The organism is Priestia sp. ABM2_011 (genome assembly GCF_056158845.1).
In genome coordinates this window covers 3,273,653-3,295,889 of sequence record NZ_JBSWUB010000001.1, presented here as the reverse complement: position 1 = coordinate 3,295,889, position 22,237 = coordinate 3,273,653, and the positions used below count along the sequence as shown (strand labels likewise).

The window sequence follows — 22,237 nt, the reverse complement described above, 5'->3', positions numbered from 1 at the left end:
TGTCTATGGTGGTTTACGGTTGAAAGAGAGGTTAAGGAATATGTCAGTAGAGAGAGAAAAAGTGTATGAAACAGTTCCTCAAAAAGGATTCTTCGGACATCCTAAAGGTTTATTTACCTTGTTCTTTACAGAATTCTGGGAGCGTTTTTCATACTATGGAATGCGTGCGCTACTTGTATTGTACATGTACGATACAATTGCAAACGGTGGATTAGGAATGGAACAAGGAACCGCTTTAGCGATCTTTTCTATTTATGGTTCTCTTGTTTATATGTCTGGAATTATTGGCGGTTGGATTGCAGACCGCATTTTAGGTACGTCTAATACGGTGTTTTACGGCGGTATATTTATTATGCTCGGACATCTAGTGCTTGCATTGCCAGCAGGTGTAACGGCGCTGTTTATTTCAATGTTCTTGATTATCATTGGAACAGGTTTATTAAAACCAAACGTTTCAAGCGTTGTGGGCGATATGTATAGCCCGACTGATAACCGTCGAGATGCTGGATTTAGTATCTTCTATATGGGTGTAAATGCTGGAGCATTTATCGCGCCGCTAGTTGTTTCAACAGTAGGTGAAAAGTATAACTACCACTTAGGTTTTGGAATCGCGGCAGTAGGAATGCTTTTAGGCCTAATCGTATTTATGGCTACACGAGGTAAAAACCTAGGGCGTGCAGGTAGACAAGTTCCAAACCCTTTAAAACCAGAAGAGCGCAAAAAAGTTTTTGGTACTATTGCACTTGCTGTAGTTGTACTTGCTATCTTTATTGTACTGACTTCTTTAGCAGGTATTTTAACAGTTGAAGGCGTTATTTTATTTGTAAGTATTTTAGCGATTGTTATTCCAATTATTTACTTTGTGGTTATGTATAAGAGTCCCAAGACAACAGCTGATGAGCGTTCACGCGTATTAGCTTATATCCCTCTTTTTATTTCTGGAGTAATGTTCTGGGCAATTCAAGAGCAGGGGTCAACAATTTTAGCAACGTATGCAAAAGATCATACACAGCTAACGTATGGCGGCTTTAAAATTCCAGTTGGCTGGTTCCAATCGTTAAATCCGTTATTTATTATTATATTTGCCCCAGTTTTTGCAGCAATTTGGGTGAAATTAGGAAACAGACAGCCTTCTACACCAAAGAAGTTTTCATTAGGACTTTTATTTGCAGGGCTTTCTTTCCTTGTCATGGTTATCCCGGCTAGTATTCATGGAAACGAAACGTTAGCGAGCCCGCTATGGCTAGTATTAAGCTTCTTCTTAGTTGTAGTTGGAGAGCTTTGTTTATCACCAGTAGGGCTATCAACTACAACAAAACTAGCACCTGCAGCGTTTTCTGCTCAGACAATGAGTTTATGGTTCTTAACAAGCGCAGCGGCGCAGGCAATCAATGCTCAGCTTGTTCAATACTATGAAAACATTTCGCAAGTTGTTTATTTTGCTGCATTGGGCGGAGTGTCGGTCATTTTAGGTGTAATTGTACTAATGATTTCGCCAAAAATTCAGCGTTTAATGAAAGGTGTTCAATAAAAAAAACCGTCCTTAAGGGCGGTTTTTTTTTATGATTTATTTGAAAAAATATTCATGAAGGAGGCGTATGTCTGATCGTCCTCACCCTCATAGAACGCAAGATTTAAAAGTCTGTTAAGTTCGTTTGTTGATTTTTCAGTTTCTGCAATAATTTGATGCATATGAGCAATCTTAGACATGGATCCGTTGCCATAAGCATTTTTAATTTGATTTAATGTTAAATGAAGCGATAAGACCTCTCGGCGAAGAGCTTGTCTTAATTCAGAGGAAGCAGGGATAAAAAAGCGTTTATAAAAATAACTGGCTTCTTCAAACACCAATTCTCCATTCTCTAGCTCTTTAGCCGCAATTTCTTTAATCTCTTGATCGTCTAATCGACTGGCCGCTTCTTCGATAAGAAATCCAAAAATAATAGCTGTATCTGGTTTTAACATATAATAACCTCCATTATTATAAAAAAGAACTATGTAGTTTATATGTATAGATAGAAAGGAAAAAATATTCATAGTAATTCACTAATCAGCATAGACAAAAAAATAAAAAATATTCTTTTATAGGCAAACTAAAATTATTTCAAAATAAATTTTTTATAATTAAACATTTTTTCCATATTAAAGGATTATTTTGACTTTCCAAAAGAGATGAATAGAATAAAGAGGGTTCTTAGTACCTATATAAAAAGAAAATTGATAAAAAATATTAAATTCAGAAATTTCTACCTCTTTATAACTAAAAAATTGCTCTACTAAAATAGTTGACAGCAGAAATAGATAGGCATAAAATATACTATTGTCAAATGAATTAGCAAGCTATTCATAAAAAGTTAACGGACATTTGAATAATATGAGTAATATCCATATAAGGTATCAATTACTTAAATCTAACCAACTTGTATGCTTGTCATACAAGTCTACAGAAAGGAAGATAGTCGTATGCGCAACGTATTTTTTACAGATAATGAAACAATTGAAACGACTTTACGTGGGAAAGAAATTTTAGGAGCTCCAATGTTAAACAAAGGAGTAGCTTTTACAAAAGAAGAGCGTAAAACGTTGGGATTAGAAGGTTTACTTCCTCCAATGACTTTAAGTTTAGATGAGCAGGCAAAACGTGCATATGAGCAATTTTTAGCTCAGGCAGATAACCTTGGTAAGAATGTGTATTTAAACGATTTACAGAACCGTAATGCTGTATTATTTTATCGTTTATTGCAAGATCACTTAAAAGAAATGCTTCCGGTTGTTTATACACCAACAGTTGGACAAGCAATCCAAGAATACAGCCACGAATATCGCCGTCCGGGTGGCGTATACTTGTCAATCGATAATGTAGAAGGCATTGAAGAAGCTCTTAAAAATATCGATGCAAATAGTGAAGACATTGATTTAATGGTTATTACAGATTCAGAAAGTATTTTAGGAATTGGTGACTGGGGCGTTGGTGGTATTAATATTGCTATCGGTAAATTAGCCGTGTACACAGCTGCAGCAGGAATCGATCCAAGCAGAGTACTTCCAGTTGTTCTTGATGTAGGAACAAACAATGAAAAATTATTAAATGATCCTTTATATATCGGAAACCGCCATGAACGTATCCGCGGTGAGCGCTATGATCATTTCGTAGATCAATTTATTTCAAAATCTCTTGAAATATTCCCTAATGCACTGTTACACTGGGAAGATTTCGGTAATGTAAATGCTCGTAATATTATTAACAAGTACGGAAAAGAAATTCTAACGTTTAATGATGATATTCAAGGCACAGGTGCCGTAACGCTTGCCGCTATTTTCTCAGCAGTTCAAGTGTCTAAAATGCCACTTCGTGACCACCGTGTTTTAATCTTTGGACCAGGTACAGCAGGTATCGGTATTGCAGATCAAGTACGTGATGCAATGGTATTAGACGGGATCACAGAAGATGAAGCATACAAAAACTTCTGGGCAGTCGATTTCCGAGGCCTTTTAACAGATGACATGGACGACTTATTAGGTTTCCAAACGCCTTATGCACGAAAAGCAGAAGAAGTGAAGGACTGGAACCGTGAAGAAGACAAAATTTCTCTTTTAGAAGTTGTCAGACAAGTTAAGCCAACAATCTTAATTGGTACGTCTGGTGTAGCAGGCGCATTCTCAGAAGAAATCGTAAAAGAAATGGCGAAGCATGTAGAACGCCCAGCTATTTTACCAATGTCAAATCCAACTCCGCTTGCGGAAGCTACTCCTGAAAACCTATTAAATTGGACAGAAGGAAAAGCACTTGTAGCGACTGGAAGTCCGTTTGAACCAGTTAACTACGATGGTGTGGAATATGAAATTGGTCAATCTAATAATGCTTTTGTTTTCCCTGGTCTTGGTCTTGGATCAATCGTGGTAAAAGCAGAAGTTATTACAGACAGCATGTTCGCAGCATGTGCACACGCTGTAGCTCAAATGGTAGACAGCAGCAAACTAGGAGCTTCATTACTACCACGCGTAGAAGAATTACGTGAAGTATCATATAACGTTGCTTTAGCGGTTGCTAACGCAGCAATTAAAGATGGCGTTGCAAAAGAAGTTCCAACAGATGTAAAAGCGGCAGTAAAAGCAGCAATGTGGGAACCAACATACAAAGAAATTAAAGCTTTAGAAACGGTAAATGCTTAATTTTTAGATAGAAAAAGCACAGCTTCTGAAAAAAGAAGCTGTGCTTTTTTTAGTTACAAAAAGAATTCTTAAGTTACATAACGTATATAGTTTTTTTAAACTTGTGTATGATTCTCTATATTAGAACCACAGGGGGTTATGAGATGAATACAGCACGTAAATTGGAAACGTTTACTCAAGATTCACAGCCTGAAAATAAGGGTTTTTGGAACCGAATCAACAATATTAAAGTAGGAGTTATTCCTCTACCGCTATACGTTTTACTTGCATTAATTGTATATGGCGCGGCCGTTTACAACGAACTTCCTCCAGATATGATTGGCGGATTTGCGATTATTATGGTAATGGGAATGCTGCTTGGTGATTTAGGATTAAAAATTCCGATTTTAAAAGATATTGGCGGACCAGCTATTTTATCACTGCTTGTACCTTCCGTATTAGTTTTTTATAATGTTTTAAATCCCGCGTCTATGGAAGCGGTAACAACTTTGATGAAAACATCAAACTTTTTATACCTTTATATTTCTTGTTTAGTAGCCGGAAGTATTCTGGGCATGAACCGTAAAGTTTTAATTCAAGGCTTTACACGTATGTTCGTACCGCTTGTGTTAGGTACGCTAGCCGCTGTAGCTGCAGGCGTAGCCGTTGGGATGTTATTTGGTTACGGAGCAAAACATACATTTTTCTATATTGTTGTACCAATCATTGGAGGAGGAATTGGTGAAGGTATTTTACCGCTTTCACTTGCTTATTCTCAAATTTTAGGTAGTTCAGCAGAATCTTTTGTGTCGCAAATGATTCCAGCTGCTGTTATTGGAAACATCGTTGCTATCGTATGTGCTGGCTTAATGAAACGTCTAGGAGAGAAAAAGCCAGAATTAACAGGTAATGGAGTTCTTGTGAAGACAAAAGGCGGAGATGGCATCTCAGAAGATACAAATATCAAGAAACCAGTAGATTTTTCGTTAATGGGTGCAGGTCTTTTAATTGCATGTAGTTTCTTTATTTTTGGAGGCTTAGCACATAAGTTTTTAGGAATTCCAGGTCCAGTTTTAATGATTGTAGCGGCAACGCTAGTCAAATGTTTACAAGTAATGCCTGCTAAGATGGAGCAAGGTGCTTACCATATGTACAAATTCATTTCTACGAGCTTGACATGGCCGTTAATGGTAGGCCTAGGAATTTTGTATATTCCTCTTGAAGATGTAGTGAAAATTGTGACACCAGGTTATGTAGTCGTATGTGCAGCAGTTGTTATGGCTATGGTAGCAACCGGTTATTTTGTAGGTAAAATGATGAAAATGCATCCGGTGGATGCAGCAATTGTAACCGGCTGTCACAGCGGTTTAGGAGGTACGGGAGACGTAGCGATTTTATCAGCTTCCAACCGTATGTCACTTATGCCATTTGCTCAAGTAGCAACAAGACTTGGAGGCGCTTCCACTGTTATTTTAGCTACGCTTCTTATGAAACTTTTAGGAGTATAAAATCAAAACAAAAAAGCAGCTCGGTTCGTACGAGCTGCTTTTTTTGTCTTATGAAACACTAACAGGTTTTAAGATGAATTCTTCCACAACTTTTGCCACACCGTCGTTCATGTTTGTATCTGTTACGTGGTTGGCTTTTTCTTTAATATCTTCAGGAGCATTTCCCATTGCTACGCCAAGTCCAGCAAATTCAATCATGGCAAGGTCATTATAACTGTCGCCAATAGCAATCACTTCATCGCGTGTAATGCCAAGCTGCTGAATTAATAAATGTAAGCTTGTCCCTTTTGTGACACCTTCTTCTGTGAATTCAAGGAAGTATGGTTTAGAGCGCATTACGCTTAGCTCTCCTTGAAGCTGCTTTTGAAGTTTCTTTTCAACGTGAACCAGCATTTCCGGTTCTGCAAGCATGAGTACTTTTACAACAGGTTCTGTAACGGCATCAGTAAAAGATGAAACAACACGGATCGGCAGACCTGTAATGTCACTTTCAATATCCGTAAATTTATTTTCTACTTCTGTTATAATTTCATCTCCAACGTACGTATGAATTAAAACTCCTTCTTCGCGGCTAATATCGTCGAGACGTGCAACGGTTCTCGGAGATAATGTGCTGCTAAATAGCTCTTCATTTGTTAAGCAATTAATAATTTTCGCCCCGTTAAACGATAAAATAAAGCTTCCGTACTTTTCTAACTCCAGTTCTTTGGCGATGTGAACCATTCCGTAAGTTGGTCGGCCAGAAGCAAGTACAACTTTTACTCCCGATTCTTGCGCCTTCATTAATGCTTCTTTTGTGGGCGGAGAAATAGTGTGATCATCGCATAATAGTGTATCATCCAAATCTAAAACAATCATTTTGTAAGGCATAATTTTAAATTCCCTTCTTCTACTAGACTCATATCTTCATATGGTACTATAAAAAAACGTTTGATTCAATTTAATGATTTTTTGAAAAAAAGAAGCATGCGTATACTTTGTTTGAACGCCTCGTAAGTAGATGAAACAAAGAACTTGAGACATAGCTAAAACAGCCCAATCAATAGCTAAAAGCAATTAAACACATGAAAGCTACGTTTACCATGACAACGAAAAAATACGAAGTAATAATCAATCATTTTGATTATTACTTCGTATTTTACTTCGACTAAAATTCTTTTATTTCAGCCTCTTGATTAGTAAGCTGCTAGAGTTTGATTCGTTTTCTGAGCATCTCCTTCACTGAAAGCTTCTTTTAAGAGCGTATAAGACCGCTTTTTTTGTTCAAAATCTTGAAGAGCAGTAAGAATAATAAATTCATCAATAGAAAATGCCTGTTTCAAAGCTTGGAGCTTTTGACGAACGGTTTCTTTTGTACCGTATATGACGTTTGCTTCTTTTTCTTCAATTCGATAGCTTTCTTTAGACTGCTGACCAAATTCTTCCGCTTTTTCTTTGGAGCCTATTGTAGCGGATTTCCCATTTTGTAAGTATACTTTAAATATTTTTGTGCTGGATGCTAATGCTTTTGCTTCTTCTACGGTATCCGCTACGATGACGGAAAGGGCAACGAAAAGCGAGCGTGCATGGGATGAAACGTGCTGATTATAGACGGAAATCGCTTCTTCTAGCACTTTTTGATCACCATTAATGAATTGAGCAAATACATAAGGAAGATTTAGAGATGCCGCTAGCTCTGCGCTTGAAGCACTTGCTCCCAGTAAAAACATATCTGCTGCTTTTTGGGGCCTTGGATAGGCTTTTAAACCGTAAAGAGGGTGATCTTCCGGCAGCGTATCGTTTAGGTATTGTTTAAGTTCTATCAGTTTGTCTGTTAAGGACTTAGTGGGCTGAGAGTTTTGTTGCAAGGCTTGAGTAGAATGAGGTAGTCCTCCTGGTGCTCTGCCGATTCCAAGATCGATGCGATTTGGAGATAATGAGGCTAAAACGTTAAAATTTTCTGCTACTTTATAAGGGCTGTAGTGTTGAAGCATAACACCGCCTGAGCCGATACGGATATGATGTGTTTTGGCGAGCAGGTGAGAAATTAACACTTCGGGTGATGATCCTACAACATGTTCAGAGTCATGATGCTCCGCTACCCAAAAACGGTGGTAGCCAAGTTCTTCTGCTAGCTGAGCTAATTGAATGGTATGCTGAAATGCATCTTCAGCACGCTCACCTTCATAACGCGGGCTTTGATCTAAAATACTTAATTTCACTGAAAACACTCCTTAAAGTTGATAAAAAAGGTAAGAATAATTGGGATTAATTTTAGCAAAGGACTTTCCAGATGAAAAGAGTTTTTTTAAAGAAAAATATTTTTTGAAAAATAAGTTGACTTTGCCATTTTGAGGCTATATAGTTGAATCATCAAATAGAAAAGCCGATAAAACAACTTGGATAAATAAGAATTGAGTGAGTATGTTTCAAAGACACTTCACTTCATTCTCCGGTTTTATCAAAGAAACAGTTAAAGCTGATTGGTCTACCAAAGGCTCCTGAGGAAACTCTAGGAGCCTTTTTGCTGTAAAAAGGAGGGGGAAAAGGTGAGCGATGTATGTATTTTATATAACGGAAGCTCTCATAATTATCAACAAATAGCCTCAGTGAAAGATGAGCTAGAAGCTTGCTTAACCTCAAAAGGAGTGCACGCCGAAGCTATCTCGTATCATGATGTACACGCTTTGAAGCAGGAAGCGCAGAAAGAAGTAAAGGCATTTATTTCAAAAATGAACCAAGCTAAAAGCATTGTCGTTCTGTTATCGGGAGTAAATGAAACATACGTAGAATCTTTTGAACGGCTAACAAAAATATTGCCAGAAGATTTATTTTATAAAAAAATACTTCTGCCAATTCTTATTGGTGAAAATGTGAATTCTTTACTAAAAGCTAAGTATGATTTAAAACTTTTAGCGTCTTTTTTAGGTAGACCTTACTGGCTCAGCAGTCTTTTTCTACTGCATGAATACGTCTCTTTTACAGGTATTAACAATGCGAATGCCAAAAGTCGTTTAAAGGAAGCGGTGGATGAGCTGATTTACAAAGGTAATCTATCCCTTCAAACATTTATAAAATGAGGTGAAGAAAATGAGTGAATTATTTCGATTAGCTACCGTAGAAGATGCTGAAGAACTGTTGGATTTAACGCTTCGAGCATATGAGCCGATTCGAAAGCTAGGAATTAAATTTCCTGCTGCGACGGCAACGATTCAACTTGTAAAAGAAAACATTCAAAACAGCCGCTGCTACGTGCTGGAAAGTGATGAAAAAATCGTAGCTACGATTACAGCAAGAACGTATAAAGAAATAACGAACTGGCCTTTCTTATGGTGGTTTGCGGTAGATCCTTTGCTTAAAAAGAAAGGAGTAGGTTCTAAACTCTTAACGTGGGTTGAAGAAACGGTTATTCGAGATCAACTGGGGGCTCCTGCTGTTACATTAGCTACTTCTGATCGACACCCATGGCTGATTCCTATGTATGAAAGAAAAGGGTATGAACGCTTTTTTGAAGTCGATCAAGGAGAAGAAGGAAAAGGCGTATTCTTAAGGAAGATCTTACATCCCGAAAGATATGAGTTAGAAAAACACAAGGAGTTACAACAAGCTAATTAATCATTTAAAAGAAAAGAGGAGAAACCATGTCAGTAAAAATTTTATTATGGAATCGAAAAGGTTGTCATCATTGCGAAGAACTAAAAGCATATTTTCATGAAAAAGGCCATCAATATGAAAGTATCGATGTAGAAGGAAAAGATTATTTGCGAGATCTACTTGAAATTAAATACGGTATTCGTCATGTACCGGTCGTTGAAATTGGAGATAAGGGGCAGTTTAAAGGAGTTATTGAAAAAGATTATGAACAAATAGAAAAGTTGATTGAAGACTATTCACCAATCGTTAAATAGCTGCAACATCCATTTTATTAACTCGTTAAAACAATAAATTATTTTGAGACATAGTGAGGGACCAAACACATGAAAAAACTACAGCTGACAGCTATCTTTTTATCACTTCTTTTATTATTAGCCGCTTGCGGAACACCCAATAAAGAAACAGCAGCTAACGCAAGCAAAGACAAAGTGCAAAAAATTATTGTAGGAACGGGTACGCAATTTCCCAACATTTGCTTTCTTGACAATAAAGGAAATCTAACGGGGTATGACGTAGAGCTTGTTAAAGAAATAGACAAACGTCTTCCAAACTATAAGTTTGAATTCAAAACGATGGATTTTTCTAATTTACTTTTGAGCTTGGAATCCAACAAAATTGATTTAGTCGCCCATCAGATGGAAGTGAATGAAGAAAGAAAACAAAAGTTCCTGTTTAATAAAGAACCTTATAATATCTTTCCGCTACATGTAGTTGTAAATGAAAAAAATACGTCAATTAAATCAATTAAAGATTTGAGCGGTAAAAAGGTAATTGTAGGAGCAACGAGTAACTCTGCTAACTTAATCGATCAGTACAACAAAGAACATGGAAATAAAATTGATATCGTTTATTCAGGTCAAGGATCTGATGATACAAAAACGCAGCTAAAAACAGGACGTGCGGACGCTACAATTAGTACGCCGTTTGCAGTTGACTTTGTCAATAAGCAAGCGGACGCAGAGCAAAAAGTTGTGGGACCTGCTATTTCAAATTCAAAAGTATATTTTATGCTTCGAAAAAATGAAACAGGTTTACAAAAAGATGTTGATAAAGCGCTAAAAGAAATAAAAGAAGACGGAACATTGACAAAATTAAGCAAAAAATGGCTAGGAGAAGATTATACAAAAGCAGCTGGAAATAACTAAATCACTTACTGTGACCCAAGCCTTGAACTTGGGTCCTTTCGCTACCTGTAGAGGGAAACAAAGGAGAGAAAAAGATGGGAAAAGCATTTGATATAGAGCTGATTTTCACCTCTATTCCTCAATTATTATCTTATTTGCATATTACAATTTGGATTTTGGTTGCTTCACTTTTGATTGGCAGTACCTTGGGATTGTTTATTGCCCTGCCTCGTATTTATAAAGTACCGGTGTTAAGTCAATTAGCAGCAGTTTATATTTCTTTTATGAGGGGGACGCCTATTTTAATTCAATTATTTTTAGTTTTTTACGGGGTACCTGCCCTCTTACAATTGATTCATATTGACGTTTCTAGAATGGCTCCGCTCGTATTTGTGATTATCACATATTCACTGAGCACGGCGGCGTCTTTTTCTGAAATGATGCGCGGTGCCATTAATAGTGTAGATAAAGGGCAAACTGAAGCAGCGTATAGTGTAGGAATGACCGGAAAACAAACGTTCACTCGAATTGTGCTGCCGCAAGCTCTCGTTGTAGCATTTCCTAACTTTGGAAACCTTGTGATTGGTTCCTTAAAAGATACGTCTTTAGCCTTTACCATTGGTGTCATGGATATGATGGGAAGAGGAGATACCATTATCGCAGCAACGGCTCATGCAGTTGAAGTATATATTGCACTTGCCATTATTTATTATTTTGTAGCCATTATATTAGAGAAATTTTTTATGAAATCCGAACAGAAGCTGCAAAAACACGATCAGCCTGTTCATGTATAAAACGAGCTTACTAAAAGAGGTGTAAACATGATTATTGACGTACCGTTTATATGGACAGCATTTGTAGAAATTTTGAAGGCATTACCTTTAACACTCCTTATTACCATCTGTCCATTACTAGGCGGATTGCTTATTGGTATTGCTGTTGCGGCTGTGAGAATTAATTCAGTAAAAATAATAACGCCTATTGCCAACGTATACGTATCATTTTTTCGAGGAACGCCTGCCATTCTTCATATTATGGTTATTTATCTAGGGTTCCCGCTATTGATTAATAAACTATCAAGCTACTATGGGTGGGGCTTCAATGCAAACAGCATTCCTATTGTCGTATTTGTATTAATCGCTTTGTCTTTTACAGCGGGAGCTTATATGTCAGAGATCATTCGCTCTGGTTTGTTAGCGGTAGAAAAAGGACAAATTGAGGCTGCGTATTCCATTGGAATGAATCGTTTTCAATCGATGAAACGAATTGTTTTCCCTCAGGCGTTTGCTTTATCTTTACCAAATTTATGCAATATCTTCATTGGCTTTTTGCATACGTCTTCTATCGCATTCATCGTCTCACAAAAAGAGTTAAACGGTGCAGCTAATATCGTAGCTTCAAATAATCTTAAGTTTTTAGAAGCCTATATTGCTGCTGCCCTTATTTATTGGATGCTGACGATGTTAATAGAAGGAATAACAGCGCTGCTTGAACGAAAATTAACGGTTTATAATCGAGGAGGGGTTGTATGATTACATTAACAAATATTAAAAAAACATTTGGTCAACATACAGTATTGGACGGTATTGATTTAGTTGTTAAAAAAGGGGACGTTGTGACCATTTTAGGGCCGAGTGGCTCTGGAAAGACTACGTTTTTACGCTGCATTAATTTCTTAGAAAAAGCAGATGAAGGAGAAGTTTCGATCGATCAATTTACGGTGCAGTGCCAAAAGCCAAACCGCAAAGATATTTTAACTCTTCGCCAAAAAACAACGATGGTTTTTCAGCAATACAATTTGTTTAAACACAAAACCGTTATTGAAAATATTATGGAGGGGCTAGTTATTGTTCAAAAGCTGCCAAAGGAAGAAGCAAAACAACGAAGTTTAGACGTCCTTGAAAAAGTTGGGCTTGCTGAAAAAGCAAATGCGTATCCAAGTCAGTTATCAGGAGGTCAACAGCAGCGAGTGGGTATCGCTAGAGCGCTTGCTTTAAATCCTGAAGTCATTTTATTTGATGAGCCAACGTCTGCTTTGGACCCTGAACTGGTGGGTGAAGTACTGTCTGTTATTCGTAAAATTGCTGAAGAAGGAATTACGATGATTATTGTTACGCACGAAATGAGTTTTGCCCGTGAAGTCTCTAATCACGTGGTGTTTATGGACGGAGGAAAGATTGTCGAACAAGGTCATCCTGAAGAAATATTTTTAAATCCAAAAGAAGATCGAACAAAGCAATTTTTCAAGCGTATTAACCCAACGCATTCGCCTTACTCTTATGTTTATGAAAAAACAATCTAATATTTTAATTTAAAACCCACTTGACTCATAGGAATAATAAGTATATGATAAAATCATCAAATTAAACAAACCGACTAGATCACTAGAGGTTCTTTGCACAATGTCACGCATTGTGCAAAGAACCTTTTATTTTTTACTAGACTTAAGGGAAGAAGGGTGAACGTAGTGAATCGAGGAGCATTAAAAGCTAAAACAAGCAAAAAACTTATTATAAAAGGCCAGGTTGTACCTGGAAGGCAGCAAGGAAGACATTTGGGTTTTCCGACAGCTAATATAGATACTCAGCATGAGGAATTAAAAAATGGCGTGTATGGTGTCCTCGTTCATCTGCGGGGACTTGAACATATAGGAGTTATGAATGTAGGCGTTAAGCCGACATTTGGATCGGAACTATCTAAAACATTTGAGGTTCATATTTTGGATTTTAACGACGTTATTTATGGAGAGACAGTTCAATGCGACGTGATCTTTCGGGTGCGAGGTGAGAAAAAGTTCCCTTCCATTGAGTTTTTAAAACATCAAATTAAAGCCGATACACTGCAAGTTAAGCAAAGATTTCAACATATGGGCTATGTATCTAGTGAACATACAGCTTCCAAGCTAGGGCAAGCGAGATATTTAAATCTGCCTGATCTACAGTTTTTTAATTGGTGCCACAGCCAATTCAGAGTCAATAAAGGGATTTACAATACAATTGATCAATGGTTTTATGACGAAGGAATTGAAAATATTCACCCTAGAAGAGTTCACGTTATTGCTTTTTTGCAATTTGCACAGGAAGGAAATGAAAGAAAGACAGAAAAAGAAGGAGTTCTTCGCTTTGGAGCAGGCGGTTTGACCAATCAACTACGAGAATTTATGAATGGATATGAAAAAGGAGAATGGTAATATGACAATAAAAAGACAATTAAAGCTAGGGGCTATTATTCATGGAGTGGGAGGAAACATGGGGGCATGGAGACACCCTGAAATTTTGTCAGATGCCAGCGTTAATTTCGGTTTTTACAAGCAGCAGGCTCAAAAAGCGGAAGAAGGAAAATTTGATTTAGTGTTCATTGCCGATGGGTTATATATTAATGAAAAATCGCTTCCGCATTTTTTGAATCGTTTTGAACCTCTCACTATTCTATCAGCACTTGCTTCTGTCACTTCTCATATTGGTTTAGTTGGTACTCTATCGACTTCGTATAGCGAGCCGTTTACGGTGGCTAGACAATTTGCTTCACTTGATCATATTAGCAGCGGCCGAGCGGGATGGAATGTTGTAACATCTCCATTGGAAGGATCTGCGCTTAACTATGGAAAAGAGCACCCCACTCATGATAAACGTTATAGAATAGCTGAAGAGTTTCTAGAGGTAACGAAGGGATTATGGGATTCTTGGGAAGATGATGCATTTATTCGAAATAAAGAAACCGGACAATTTTTTGAAGAGAAAAAGCTGCATCGCTTGCACCACAAAGGGGAATTTTTTTCTGTAGAAGGTCCGTTAAACATTGGCCGCTCAGCTCAGGGGCAGCCCGTAGTGTTTCAAGCAGGCTCCTCTGAAAGCGGAAAAGATTTAGCAGCGAAAACGGCTGACGCAGTGTTTACGGGACAAGATAATTTAGAAGAAGCGAAAGCTTTTTACCAAGATGTAAAATCAAGAGCCGTAGCGCAAGGACGCAATGAAAACGAACTTTTAATTTTCCCGGGAATAGGTCCTATCATTGGCAGTACAACCGAAGAAGCCGAAAGAAAATATGAAGAACTTGCTCAATTGGTAACAATTGAACATGCGCTCAACTATTTAGGACGTTTTTTCGATCATTTTGATTTTTCACAGTTTCCATTAGATGAGGCGTTTCCTGATTTAGGGGATATCGGAAGTAATAGTTTCCGCAGTACAACTGATAAAATCAAAGAAAACGCTAAAAAACATAAGTGGACACTGCGAGAAGTGGCGCTGCGAATTGCTACACCTAAAACACAATTTATTGGGACGCCAGAGCATATCGCTAATTTGATGCAGCAGTGGTTTGAAGAAAAAGGAGCTGACGGCTTTATTATTCATTCAAGCGTTCCGCATGGCTTAGATGACTTTGTTGAACACGTCGTACCGATACTGCAAGAAAGAGGCCTGTATCGTACAGAATACGAAGGGAGTACGTTAAGAAGTAACTTGCAATTGAATGTTCCTAAAAATCGTTACACACAGGTGAAAGTTAACTGAAGTGGATTAAAAGAGACTCGAAGGAGTCTCTTTTTTTAATATTTTTAATATTAAAAATATGGTAAAATTATTTTTGTAGGTTATTCGTTTCAGTTCATAAGGCCTAAAGGGTTTTGAATACCCGGAAAGGAGTCAAATGGAAAAAAGACATAAAAGTAAGAAGAAGCGTATGATTATGTGGATATCTTTATCCGTTCTTTTAGTCGGGGGAGGAGCGACAGGATGGATATTGTACCAAAACGGAAAAATTCCTTTTTTATCACAGCAAAGTATAAAGGCAAGTGCCATTAAAGTGAATCAACAAAAAGTTGATAAGCTGGAAAGCAACGATCAGCAGGCAAAAGATTTTATAGCTGAACATCATGACGTACTAAATGATTTGACGGGGTGGAGTGCCATTGAGCACCCAGACTGGCCTGCCGTACAAGAAGAAGCGGCAGCCATTAAAAATACCATTGGCACCATTGAAGTAAAAGATTCTGTTTTAAAGAAAGACTTTCAGCATATGGAAAAGCTCGCTGGACAGCTAGAGCAGACGAAAGATCAAGCACTGTTAAAAGAACTTCATCGTTATTTTCATGACTTAGATGTTGTGATCAATGAAGACGATGGATCAAATACATATTTTGATGTTACCAGCTATGGTAAATCAGTTGTAAAGACTTCTAAATGAGCCATAGCAAAAAGCTTTATACATAAAAGTAGTTTTGTATAACAAACGTCTTCGCTTATTTATGCATATGCTAGGAATAAGGAGGAGACAGGTTATATGAAAAAAATTTATTTAGATGCAGGTCACGGAGGGGCAGATCTAGGAGCTGTAGCCAGCGGGTTATATGAAAAAGACGTAGTGTTAGCTGTTCAACAGTACATCATCTCTTTTCTTTCTACTCACTATCAAGGATTTTCTCTTTGCACAACGCGTACAACCGATGTGTTTTTGTCATTAAATGAACGGGTCAACAAAGCCAATGTGTGGGGGGCTGATATATACTTATCTATTCATATAAATTCAGGTGGCGAAACGGGATATGAAGATTTTATTTATAGCAAAAATATAAATAACCAAACCATTGTGTTACGAAACGATATTCACGATCATGTGAAATTTGTTCTCGCTAAATACAATCACTCTAACCGAGGCAGGAAATTAGCTAATTATAGTGTGTTAAGGCGTTCATATATGCCGTCTGTATTAACTGAAATTGGGTTTATTGATACAGAACACGATGCAAAGCTCTTAAAAAATCCTCAATTTCTAAAAGATATGGGGGTGGCATATGCAAAAGGGATTGCGCAGTTTTTAAACTTAGAGCCTAAATCTACAAATTCTGTGGGAGATCCTGACGAGGAAGGGTTTCTAAAGCCTACTTTTTTATATAAACCTTTATGGATAAAAACAACCGAGGATAAGGAGACGTATAAGTATATCAATATGTCAGAGAGAACAGGTTATTTAAAAAAGAATACCCTCTTTCAAGTTTATAGTGAAACGCATGCAGCCTGGATAATTGATGGAGAACATTTTATTGAAAAAAAAGATACAATCATTGAAGGAGAAACTATCACAACTGCGGAATTAACAAAAGAGAATATGGAAACATTAAAAGTGTTTGTGACGAAAGAAAAGTTAGAAACAGCGGTAACCTTTTCTGAAGAAGGAGCTGCGGTAGCCATCTTTACACTTCACGATAAAAAAATATTGAATGTAAAAGCATTTTTAGATAGAGAAAAATGGTGGTACAAAGCTGAACGGATAAAAACATCGTGAAGAAACCTGCTTGTTTTTTTGAAGCTTTCACCCTAGTAATTTTACTTATTTTTGATAGAATATAAAGAGCTGAATCGTAAAGATGTATAAAGGTGTGATGGAAATGGAAGAGCAACAAGAAGCGATTGATTTAACAAAAGTATATGTATATGAGGAGTTTCCGGATAAAGTTGCAGGCAGATGCGATAACTGTGGACATGTGAAATTTAAAAGCTTAGTAAAAGACTTTATTTTTATCCGTACATGCGCAAAGTGCGGCATGAAAAAAAGTATTTAAATCCCTACTTCTTTATAAAAAACGCTCTTTTCTAAAATGAAAAGAGCGTTTTTTCTCTATTTAACGTATAAATGATCGCTAAGCTGCTCTGAAATAGTTTCTACATCTTCTTGCACATGTTTTTGTTTTTTCATCATTTCTAACAGGATTTGTTCAAGGTTCTGTGAATGATTTTGCTTATCTTTTGGTTTATGTAAATACTTTGCGATTTGATGCATATTATTGCTTAGCCGGCTTAGCTCAGACTCAATTTTTCGCAGGTTAACTAATAGTTCCACACCTGCTTCTTTGCCGATTAAAGGCGGCTTAACTTTTCCATCCATAATAAATTTTCGAATGAGAGACGTTCGTTTTAAATTATAGTGTTCAATAAGTTCCTCTAATTTTTCTTTTTCTTCTTCATTCAACTTAATTGCTGGAATGCTGTGTCCTCTCATAAGGTATCTCCTTTCAAGAGCAGTTCTTGCTGCGTTCAATCATATGTAAACATTCTCTTGTCTTTAATAATAGCAACCTTTTCCATGGTTAACTATGGTGAAAAGTTACTAAAATGTCGAACGTACAGTCTGTTAAAAAACTGGTAAATTAAGAAATTTGGTTTAGTAATAGTTGAATTATAGAAGTAATGTCATTATCTACAATATTGCTGCTTTATTAAAAAGGCAGCCAAAGGGATGAATATACCGCCTTTGTACTCACCATTTTTGAAAGCGCAGCTTTAAAGAAGAGGGATGGTTTTTATCATTTTTTCCTCCTACCACATCTTTCCTCCTAGTAACTCTGTCGAATCTTCTAGACTATTGTCTCAAGGGAATAGAAAGAAAGAAGACGAAATGGTTGAGAACGAGGTAAAGTCATATTATGTCTTTATTTACCTCATTTACATACTTTACGGGGGAGGAATACGTTTGAAACTAAAAAAACGATTTAAACTAAACAAGATAGGGGCAGCCATGCTTGCGGCTGGGGTGATATGTACAGGTTATACGCCTATTCATATGCTACAAGCGCCTCTAGTCGCTCAGGCTGCAGAGAATCAGTCGGACTCTTTGGAGCTAGCATTTGCACAAGCATCTAAAGAATTTGGTGTGCCAGCTTCGCTTTTAAAAGCAATTTCCTACAACAAGTCGCGCTGGGAAAGTCATAATGGAAAACCCAGCGCAGCCGGGGGATACGGCCTGATGCATTTAACAGACATCCCTTTTTTAGAAGATGGAAAAGGAAATGGAGCTGCGCCTTCAAAGCCAGCATATGACAAACAGCAAACGCTCTCCTTAGCTGCTAAGCTGCTTAAATCAGATAAAGAAAGATTAAAAAATGACCCTGTGCAAAATATTCGTGGTGGCGCTGCTGTACTAGCTTTTATTGCAAAGGACAAAAATGGAAACGTACCGTCTACTGATCAGAAATGGTACGACGCAGTCGCCGCTTACAGTTCTTCTCAAGATAAAGAAAACGCTCAAGTATTTGCCGATGATGTATATGAAACGCTGGAAAAAGGGGCAGAGCGTACAACATCAGATGGACAGCATCTTAAAATTTCTCCTCAACATATAGGTATGTCGATTCCTCGTGCTGAAAATTCCAATACGAATAAAGCGGATTGTCCGGCATCTTTAAAATGTGAATATATTCCTGCTTTTTACGGGAAATTCAGCGAAAGTCCTTCAGATTACGGAAACTATGATATTGCAAATCGTCAAAAATCAGATGTTCGCTATATTGTTATTCACGATACAGAAGTAAGTTATGACGGAACCATTGATTTGTTTGCTAACCCTAATAGAGCAGCTGCAAACTATGTCATACGTTCAAGTGATGGCCACATTGCACAGATGATCCATAACAAAGATGTAGCATGGCATGCAGGAAACTGGTATTTTAATACGCACAGTATTGGAATCGAACATGAAGGGTTCGCCCTTGAAGGATCCACGTGGTTTACAGAAGAAATGTACCGTTCTTCAGCAAGACTCGTACGCCACCTTGCCAAAGAATATCATATTCCATTAGACCGAGCTCATATTATCGGTCATGACGAGGTACCGGGTTTGTCTCCTAAGGCTCAATCAGGTATGCATTCGGATCCCGGGCCGTTTTGGGATTGGGGGCACTATATGGATTTAGTAGGAAGCCCAGTCGAGCGCCAGCATACAAGCAAACTAGCCGTTACAATTAATCCCGTCTTTGAAAACAATCAGCCAGAGGTATCAGATGCACCAAAGCAGCCGGCCAACTTTGTGTATTTGCATCAAGCTCCGAGCAATGATTCACCGCTACTGAATGAGCCTGCAGCTTCAGGGCCAGGAACGAAACAAACGTTAGACTGGGGAAGCAAAGCTGTAACGGGCCAAACGTACGCAGTGGCTGAGACAAAAGGAGAATGGACAGCGATTTGGTACGGAGGACAAAAAGCCTGGTTTTACAATCCGCATAATAAAAATACGAGTAAAGGTACGGGCATATTATTAACGCCAAAAGCAGGAAAAGAAGGCATTCAAGTGTACGGAGGAGCTTTCCCGGAAGCTTCAGCCTATCCTTCTGATATCCCGGTTAAAGACATGGTCCCACTTCAGTATACAATCTCTCCGGATCAGGTGTACGTAGGGGTAGAAAAAGTAAGGAGTGACTATTACTATGCACCCACTTTTACAACAAATCCAAACGATCACAAAATGATTGTGGGAAAAGATGAATATTATCAAATTTATTTTAATCACCGCTATGCGTTTGTGAAAGCTTCGGATGTAGAGATTAAAAAACAATAGAATAGAGTGTTAAAAGAAAGGAAGAGACAGGGTGTATAAAGGGTTTGTTTCTTCCTTTCTTTTTTAAAACCACAAAAATTCAGAATGTTATTGATGATTTTTCCTTATAATGGTTTTTTAGCTTATTATCTTTTTAAAAAAGGAAGGAATGTCCTGTGATTATAATTAAGCCTTTAAGTCAGTGTTCTTTTTCTGATGCGCTAGAAGCATTTAATAAGGGTTTTGAAGATTATTACATTCCGGTTGAGATGTCACTAGATCAATTCATTTGTAGGTTTGGTGTGGATCGTTTATCTGTCGAGCATTCTTTTGTAGCTTTTTATAATGACACACCAGCTGGAATTATGTTAAATGGAATAAAAAGAGTCAAAGGAAAGAAACATGCTTGGAATGGAGGTACAAGTGTAGCATTCCTTTACCGAAAAATGGGAATTGGTGAAGCCTTACTAAAAGCTACACTTGAGAAATATCAGCAGCAAGGAGTAGTGGAAGCCAGTCTGGAAGCATTTACAGTCAATAAAAAAGCCATTCACCTTTATGAGAAATATGGATATGAAATTGTAGATACGCTTTTCTTTCTAAAGCATAGAGGTAGTTTTCCCGCTTCTTTACTTAAAAAGAAGAATCAGCTTGCGTATTCGTTAAAGCGAAGGCTTGCAAAAGATATTCAGAACCTACCCTTTTATACATACGACGTTCCGTGGAAAAATCAATTTGACTGTATTTGTGATGGAGAATCGTTTATTGCGTTGAATGAAAGAAACGAAGAAGTTGGCTATCTATTATTTCAAAAGAATTTTTCTTCCATAGGCATCGTGAATTCCGTTACTTTTTATCAAGGAAGCGTTAAGGAACATATCTCAAATTCAGAGGACGTTCTGGCCTTTTTATTAGCAACCATTTTTAATATGTATGGACCAATTGCTTACAATACACATAATGTACCTGAAAAAGGAAATAGCTTACTCGTGAAAATGTTAAAATCATTTGGTTTTCAAGATTTATATACAGATGAAGGAATCAAACTTGAGCAGGTGTTTATTAAAAAACAACTTTAAAAAGCGGCAATGGGCCGCTTTTACTGCATTTCCGTAATTGGATGTGCATCATAAAATTCCTCGATTTTTTCTTGCTGCCCTTCGTATTTTGCTTTCCATGCTTGAGTCCCGTCCTTATAATTGCGCATATTTGTTCCGTAGAAGTCGGTTAACTCTTTTCGAGTAATCGTGATTGTCTGAGGAACAGTCGTGTTAATAGTAAAGTGAACGCTGTCAACATTTTGTACGGCAGAAAGTAAAATGGTTGCGTTATGTAAAAGTGTACGTTTAGTTTTAACAGACGTCCAGCTTTTTTCAAACGCATGCTGATTATCTGTTGCAGCGTAGTTAATTGCTAAGTAGTAAGGTTTTTGCGCATTTTGAAAAGTTATACCTTTTAAATAAACGTGTCCTGGAAGTTTATTTGTTATTTCTTCTATTGAAGTATCACGTTTTAAAGAAGAAGTATGATGAATAGAAGAAGCAGAGACTCTTTCAGCAGACAGATTATTATGAGGTGCATAGGCACACCCTGATAGGCAAGTGAGCACTATACAAAGTGTAAGAGAAGCATCTATTTTTTTCATAATGGTAACTCCTTTTGTTTATATCTACTTGTAAAGACGAAAGACCTACACTTTTTGTTTCATACAAAATATAAATTTATTCATTAAAAAGACAGATAATCCAAAATAATAGAAGTTAATAACCCTAATGAAGCAATAAAACCAATAACAGGACCACCTTCTTCAAAAGCTTCCGGCAACATCGTAGAAGCAACCATGGCCACAATTCCACCACCGGCAAATGAGGCAATAAAGCCCATCATGTTTGGGGTAGCGTCTTGAAGAAATAGATATCCAATCCAAGAGCAAAGAGCTGATATAAAGAAGACCGAAAGCCATAATGAAAAAATTTTCTTTCGCTTATATTGGCTTTTTAGTAGTCCGCTTGTCCCGGAGATTCCTTCCGGTATATTGCTGATAAAAATAGAAACAACAAGCAGCCAGCTAACGTGGTGCTGTTCAATCAAACTTGCGCCAATCATTAGTGATTCAGGTATAGCATCCATAATGGTACCAATAAAAATGGCTAGTCCTGAGCTAGCTGGGACAAGGTGGTTTGAACGTTTTCTTTTGTGAGCACCTTTTTTAGCTAAAGACATATCAAGAAGAGTAAAAAGTGCTGCGCCTGTTAAGAAGCCTAAAGAAGAAGCAATAATTCCCGCTTCTTTTACCGAATCTTGAATGAGCTCGTAAGCAGCAGCTCCTAACAAAACGCCCGTGCCAAAAGCCATAATATAAGCAGTCAACTGTTTTTTTAAAGGTACAAAAATAGCTATAATAGCTCCAATTAATACAGCTGAGCCTGAGACACCACCCCACATAAGGGCATCTATCACATGAGATCCCTACTTTCTTGCGTACTTATTTGTAGTGTAACCATCTATGTG

23 protein-coding genes are annotated in these 22,237 nt (G+C 37.4%); 17 read left to right on the top strand and 6 right to left on the bottom strand.

Translation table 11 applies throughout. The features are described 5' to 3' along the window. Nucleotides 1-40: 40 nt before the first annotated feature. Nucleotides 41-1,531: a peptide MFS transporter gene (locus ACXAE4_RS17720; RefSeq protein ID WP_028413598.1), complete on the top strand. Its 1,491-nt coding sequence runs from the start codon at nucleotides 41-43 to the stop codon at nucleotides 1,529-1,531. 29 nt (nucleotides 1,532-1,560) lie between these two features. Here the strand turns inward: ACXAE4_RS17720 and ACXAE4_RS17715 are convergent, their stop codons facing one another. Next, nucleotides 1,561-1,965, bottom strand: a complete 405-nt coding sequence (locus tag ACXAE4_RS17715) for a hypothetical protein (protein WP_028413597.1) — start codon at nucleotides 1,963-1,965, stop codon at nucleotides 1,561-1,563. Between the two features lie 498 nt (nucleotides 1,966-2,463). On the opposite strand from ACXAE4_RS17715, the gene ACXAE4_RS17710 reads away from it, so the two are divergent. Next, a complete protein-coding gene (locus ACXAE4_RS17710) occupies nucleotides 2,464-4,173 on the top strand; it encodes an NAD-dependent malic enzyme (protein ID WP_028413596.1) in 1,710 nt (569 codons plus the stop codon). Between the two features lie 143 nt (nucleotides 4,174-4,316). Then, nucleotides 4,317-5,660, top strand: coding sequence for a 2-hydroxycarboxylate transporter family protein (locus tag ACXAE4_RS17705; protein ID WP_028413595.1), 1,344 nt, complete (start codon nucleotides 4,317-4,319; stop codon nucleotides 5,658-5,660). Nucleotides 5,661-5,708: 48 nt separating this feature from the next. On the opposite strand, the gene ACXAE4_RS17700 is transcribed toward ACXAE4_RS17705, so the two are convergent. Further along, nucleotides 5,709-6,530, bottom strand: coding sequence for a Cof-type HAD-IIB family hydrolase (locus ACXAE4_RS17700; RefSeq protein WP_097823607.1), 822 nt, complete (start codon nucleotides 6,528-6,530; stop codon nucleotides 5,709-5,711). A gap of 305 nt (nucleotides 6,531-6,835) precedes the next feature. Next, a complete protein-coding gene (locus tag ACXAE4_RS17695) occupies nucleotides 6,836-7,861 on the bottom strand; it encodes an LLM class flavin-dependent oxidoreductase (protein WP_098112538.1) in 1,026 nt (341 codons plus the stop codon). 327 nt (nucleotides 7,862-8,188) lie between these two features. Here ACXAE4_RS17695 and ACXAE4_RS17690 point away from each other — a divergent pair, with 327 nt between their 5' ends. The 12 genes from ACXAE4_RS17690 (at nucleotide 8,189) to ACXAE4_RS17635 (ending at nucleotide 16,979) form a co-directional block, all read left to right on the top strand. Further along, the gene (locus ACXAE4_RS17690; protein ID WP_154988933.1) at nucleotides 8,189-8,719 is read left to right on the top strand and encodes a hypothetical protein; all 531 of its coding nucleotides are present in this window, start codon (nucleotides 8,189-8,191) and stop codon (nucleotides 8,717-8,719) included. 10 nt (nucleotides 8,720-8,729) lie between these two features. Beyond that, entirely contained in the window at nucleotides 8,730-9,254 is a 525-nt protein-coding gene (locus ACXAE4_RS17685) for a GNAT family N-acetyltransferase (RefSeq protein WP_028413592.1), read from the top strand. A gap of 26 nt (nucleotides 9,255-9,280) precedes the next feature. Then, a complete protein-coding gene (locus ACXAE4_RS17680; protein ID WP_028413591.1) occupies nucleotides 9,281-9,547 on the top strand; it encodes a glutaredoxin family protein in 267 nt (88 codons plus the stop codon). A 69-nt stretch (nucleotides 9,548-9,616) separates the two neighbouring features. Beyond that, nucleotides 9,617-10,438, top strand: coding sequence for an amino acid ABC transporter substrate-binding protein (locus ACXAE4_RS17675; RefSeq protein WP_154988931.1), 822 nt, complete (start codon nucleotides 9,617-9,619; stop codon nucleotides 10,436-10,438). Nucleotides 10,439-10,512: 74 nt separating this feature from the next. Next, complete coding sequence (locus ACXAE4_RS17670) at nucleotides 10,513-11,211, top strand: amino acid ABC transporter permease (protein WP_028413589.1); 699 nt, start codon at nucleotides 10,513-10,515, stop codon at nucleotides 11,209-11,211. Nucleotides 11,212-11,238: 27 nt separating this feature from the next. Next, nucleotides 11,239-11,949, top strand: coding sequence for an amino acid ABC transporter permease (locus ACXAE4_RS17665; protein ID WP_028413588.1), 711 nt, complete (start codon nucleotides 11,239-11,241; stop codon nucleotides 11,947-11,949). Further along, the gene (locus tag ACXAE4_RS17660; RefSeq protein WP_028413587.1) at nucleotides 11,946-12,719 is read left to right on the top strand and encodes an amino acid ABC transporter ATP-binding protein; all 774 of its coding nucleotides are present in this window, start codon (nucleotides 11,946-11,948) and stop codon (nucleotides 12,717-12,719) included. The genes ACXAE4_RS17665 and ACXAE4_RS17660 overlap by 4 nt, the downstream gene beginning before the upstream one ends. A gap of 165 nt (nucleotides 12,720-12,884) precedes the next feature. Beyond that, entirely contained in the window at nucleotides 12,885-13,607 is a 723-nt protein-coding gene (locus ACXAE4_RS17655; RefSeq protein WP_047751101.1) for a riboflavin kinase, read from the top strand. A gap of 1 nt (nucleotide 13,608) precedes the next feature. Further along, on the top strand, nucleotides 13,609-14,931 hold the full coding sequence (locus tag ACXAE4_RS17650) for an LLM class flavin-dependent oxidoreductase (protein WP_033578807.1): 1,323 nt from the start codon (nucleotides 13,609-13,611) through the stop codon (nucleotides 14,929-14,931). A 169-nt stretch (nucleotides 14,932-15,100) separates the two neighbouring features. Beyond that, complete coding sequence (locus ACXAE4_RS17645) at nucleotides 15,101-15,604, top strand: hypothetical protein (RefSeq protein ID WP_289578887.1); 504 nt, start codon at nucleotides 15,101-15,103, stop codon at nucleotides 15,602-15,604. Nucleotides 15,605-15,700: 96 nt separating this feature from the next. Continuing rightward, nucleotides 15,701-16,702, top strand: coding sequence for an N-acetylmuramoyl-L-alanine amidase family protein (locus tag ACXAE4_RS17640; RefSeq protein WP_028413583.1), 1,002 nt, complete (start codon nucleotides 15,701-15,703; stop codon nucleotides 16,700-16,702). Nucleotides 16,703-16,799: 97 nt separating this feature from the next. Continuing rightward, on the top strand, nucleotides 16,800-16,979 hold the full coding sequence (locus ACXAE4_RS17635) for a DUF8096 family protein (protein WP_025752091.1): 180 nt from the start codon (nucleotides 16,800-16,802) through the stop codon (nucleotides 16,977-16,979). A gap of 56 nt (nucleotides 16,980-17,035) precedes the next feature. On the opposite strand, the gene ACXAE4_RS17630 is transcribed toward ACXAE4_RS17635, so the two are convergent. Next, nucleotides 17,036-17,416, bottom strand: coding sequence for a plasmid mobilization protein (locus ACXAE4_RS17630; RefSeq protein ID WP_028413582.1), 381 nt, complete (start codon nucleotides 17,414-17,416; stop codon nucleotides 17,036-17,038). 471 nt (nucleotides 17,417-17,887) lie between these two features. On the opposite strand from ACXAE4_RS17630, the gene ACXAE4_RS17625 reads away from it, so the two are divergent. Together ACXAE4_RS17625 and ACXAE4_RS17620 are read left to right on the top strand one after the other, a co-directional pair. Continuing rightward, nucleotides 17,888-19,747, top strand: a complete 1,860-nt coding sequence (locus ACXAE4_RS17625) for an N-acetylmuramoyl-L-alanine amidase (protein WP_289578888.1) — start codon at nucleotides 17,888-17,890, stop codon at nucleotides 19,745-19,747. Nucleotides 19,748-19,902: 155 nt separating this feature from the next. Then, nucleotides 19,903-20,805 (top strand): GNAT family N-acetyltransferase, encoded by a 903-nt coding sequence (locus tag ACXAE4_RS17620; protein WP_289578889.1) that lies wholly within the window; start codon nucleotides 19,903-19,905, stop codon nucleotides 20,803-20,805. A 20-nt stretch (nucleotides 20,806-20,825) separates the two neighbouring features. Here ACXAE4_RS17620 and ACXAE4_RS17615 read toward each other — a convergent pair whose 3' ends face one another. Both ACXAE4_RS17615 and ACXAE4_RS17610 read right to left on the bottom strand, forming a co-directional pair. Continuing rightward, nucleotides 20,826-21,371: a DUF4825 domain-containing protein gene (locus tag ACXAE4_RS17615; RefSeq protein ID WP_475236512.1), complete on the bottom strand. Its 546-nt coding sequence runs from the start codon at nucleotides 21,369-21,371 to the stop codon at nucleotides 20,826-20,828. Between the two features lie 83 nt (nucleotides 21,372-21,454). Continuing rightward, on the bottom strand, nucleotides 21,455-22,186 hold the full coding sequence (locus tag ACXAE4_RS17610) for a ZIP family metal transporter (protein WP_028413578.1): 732 nt from the start codon (nucleotides 22,184-22,186) through the stop codon (nucleotides 21,455-21,457). Between the last annotated feature and the right edge of the window lie 51 nt (nucleotides 22,187-22,237).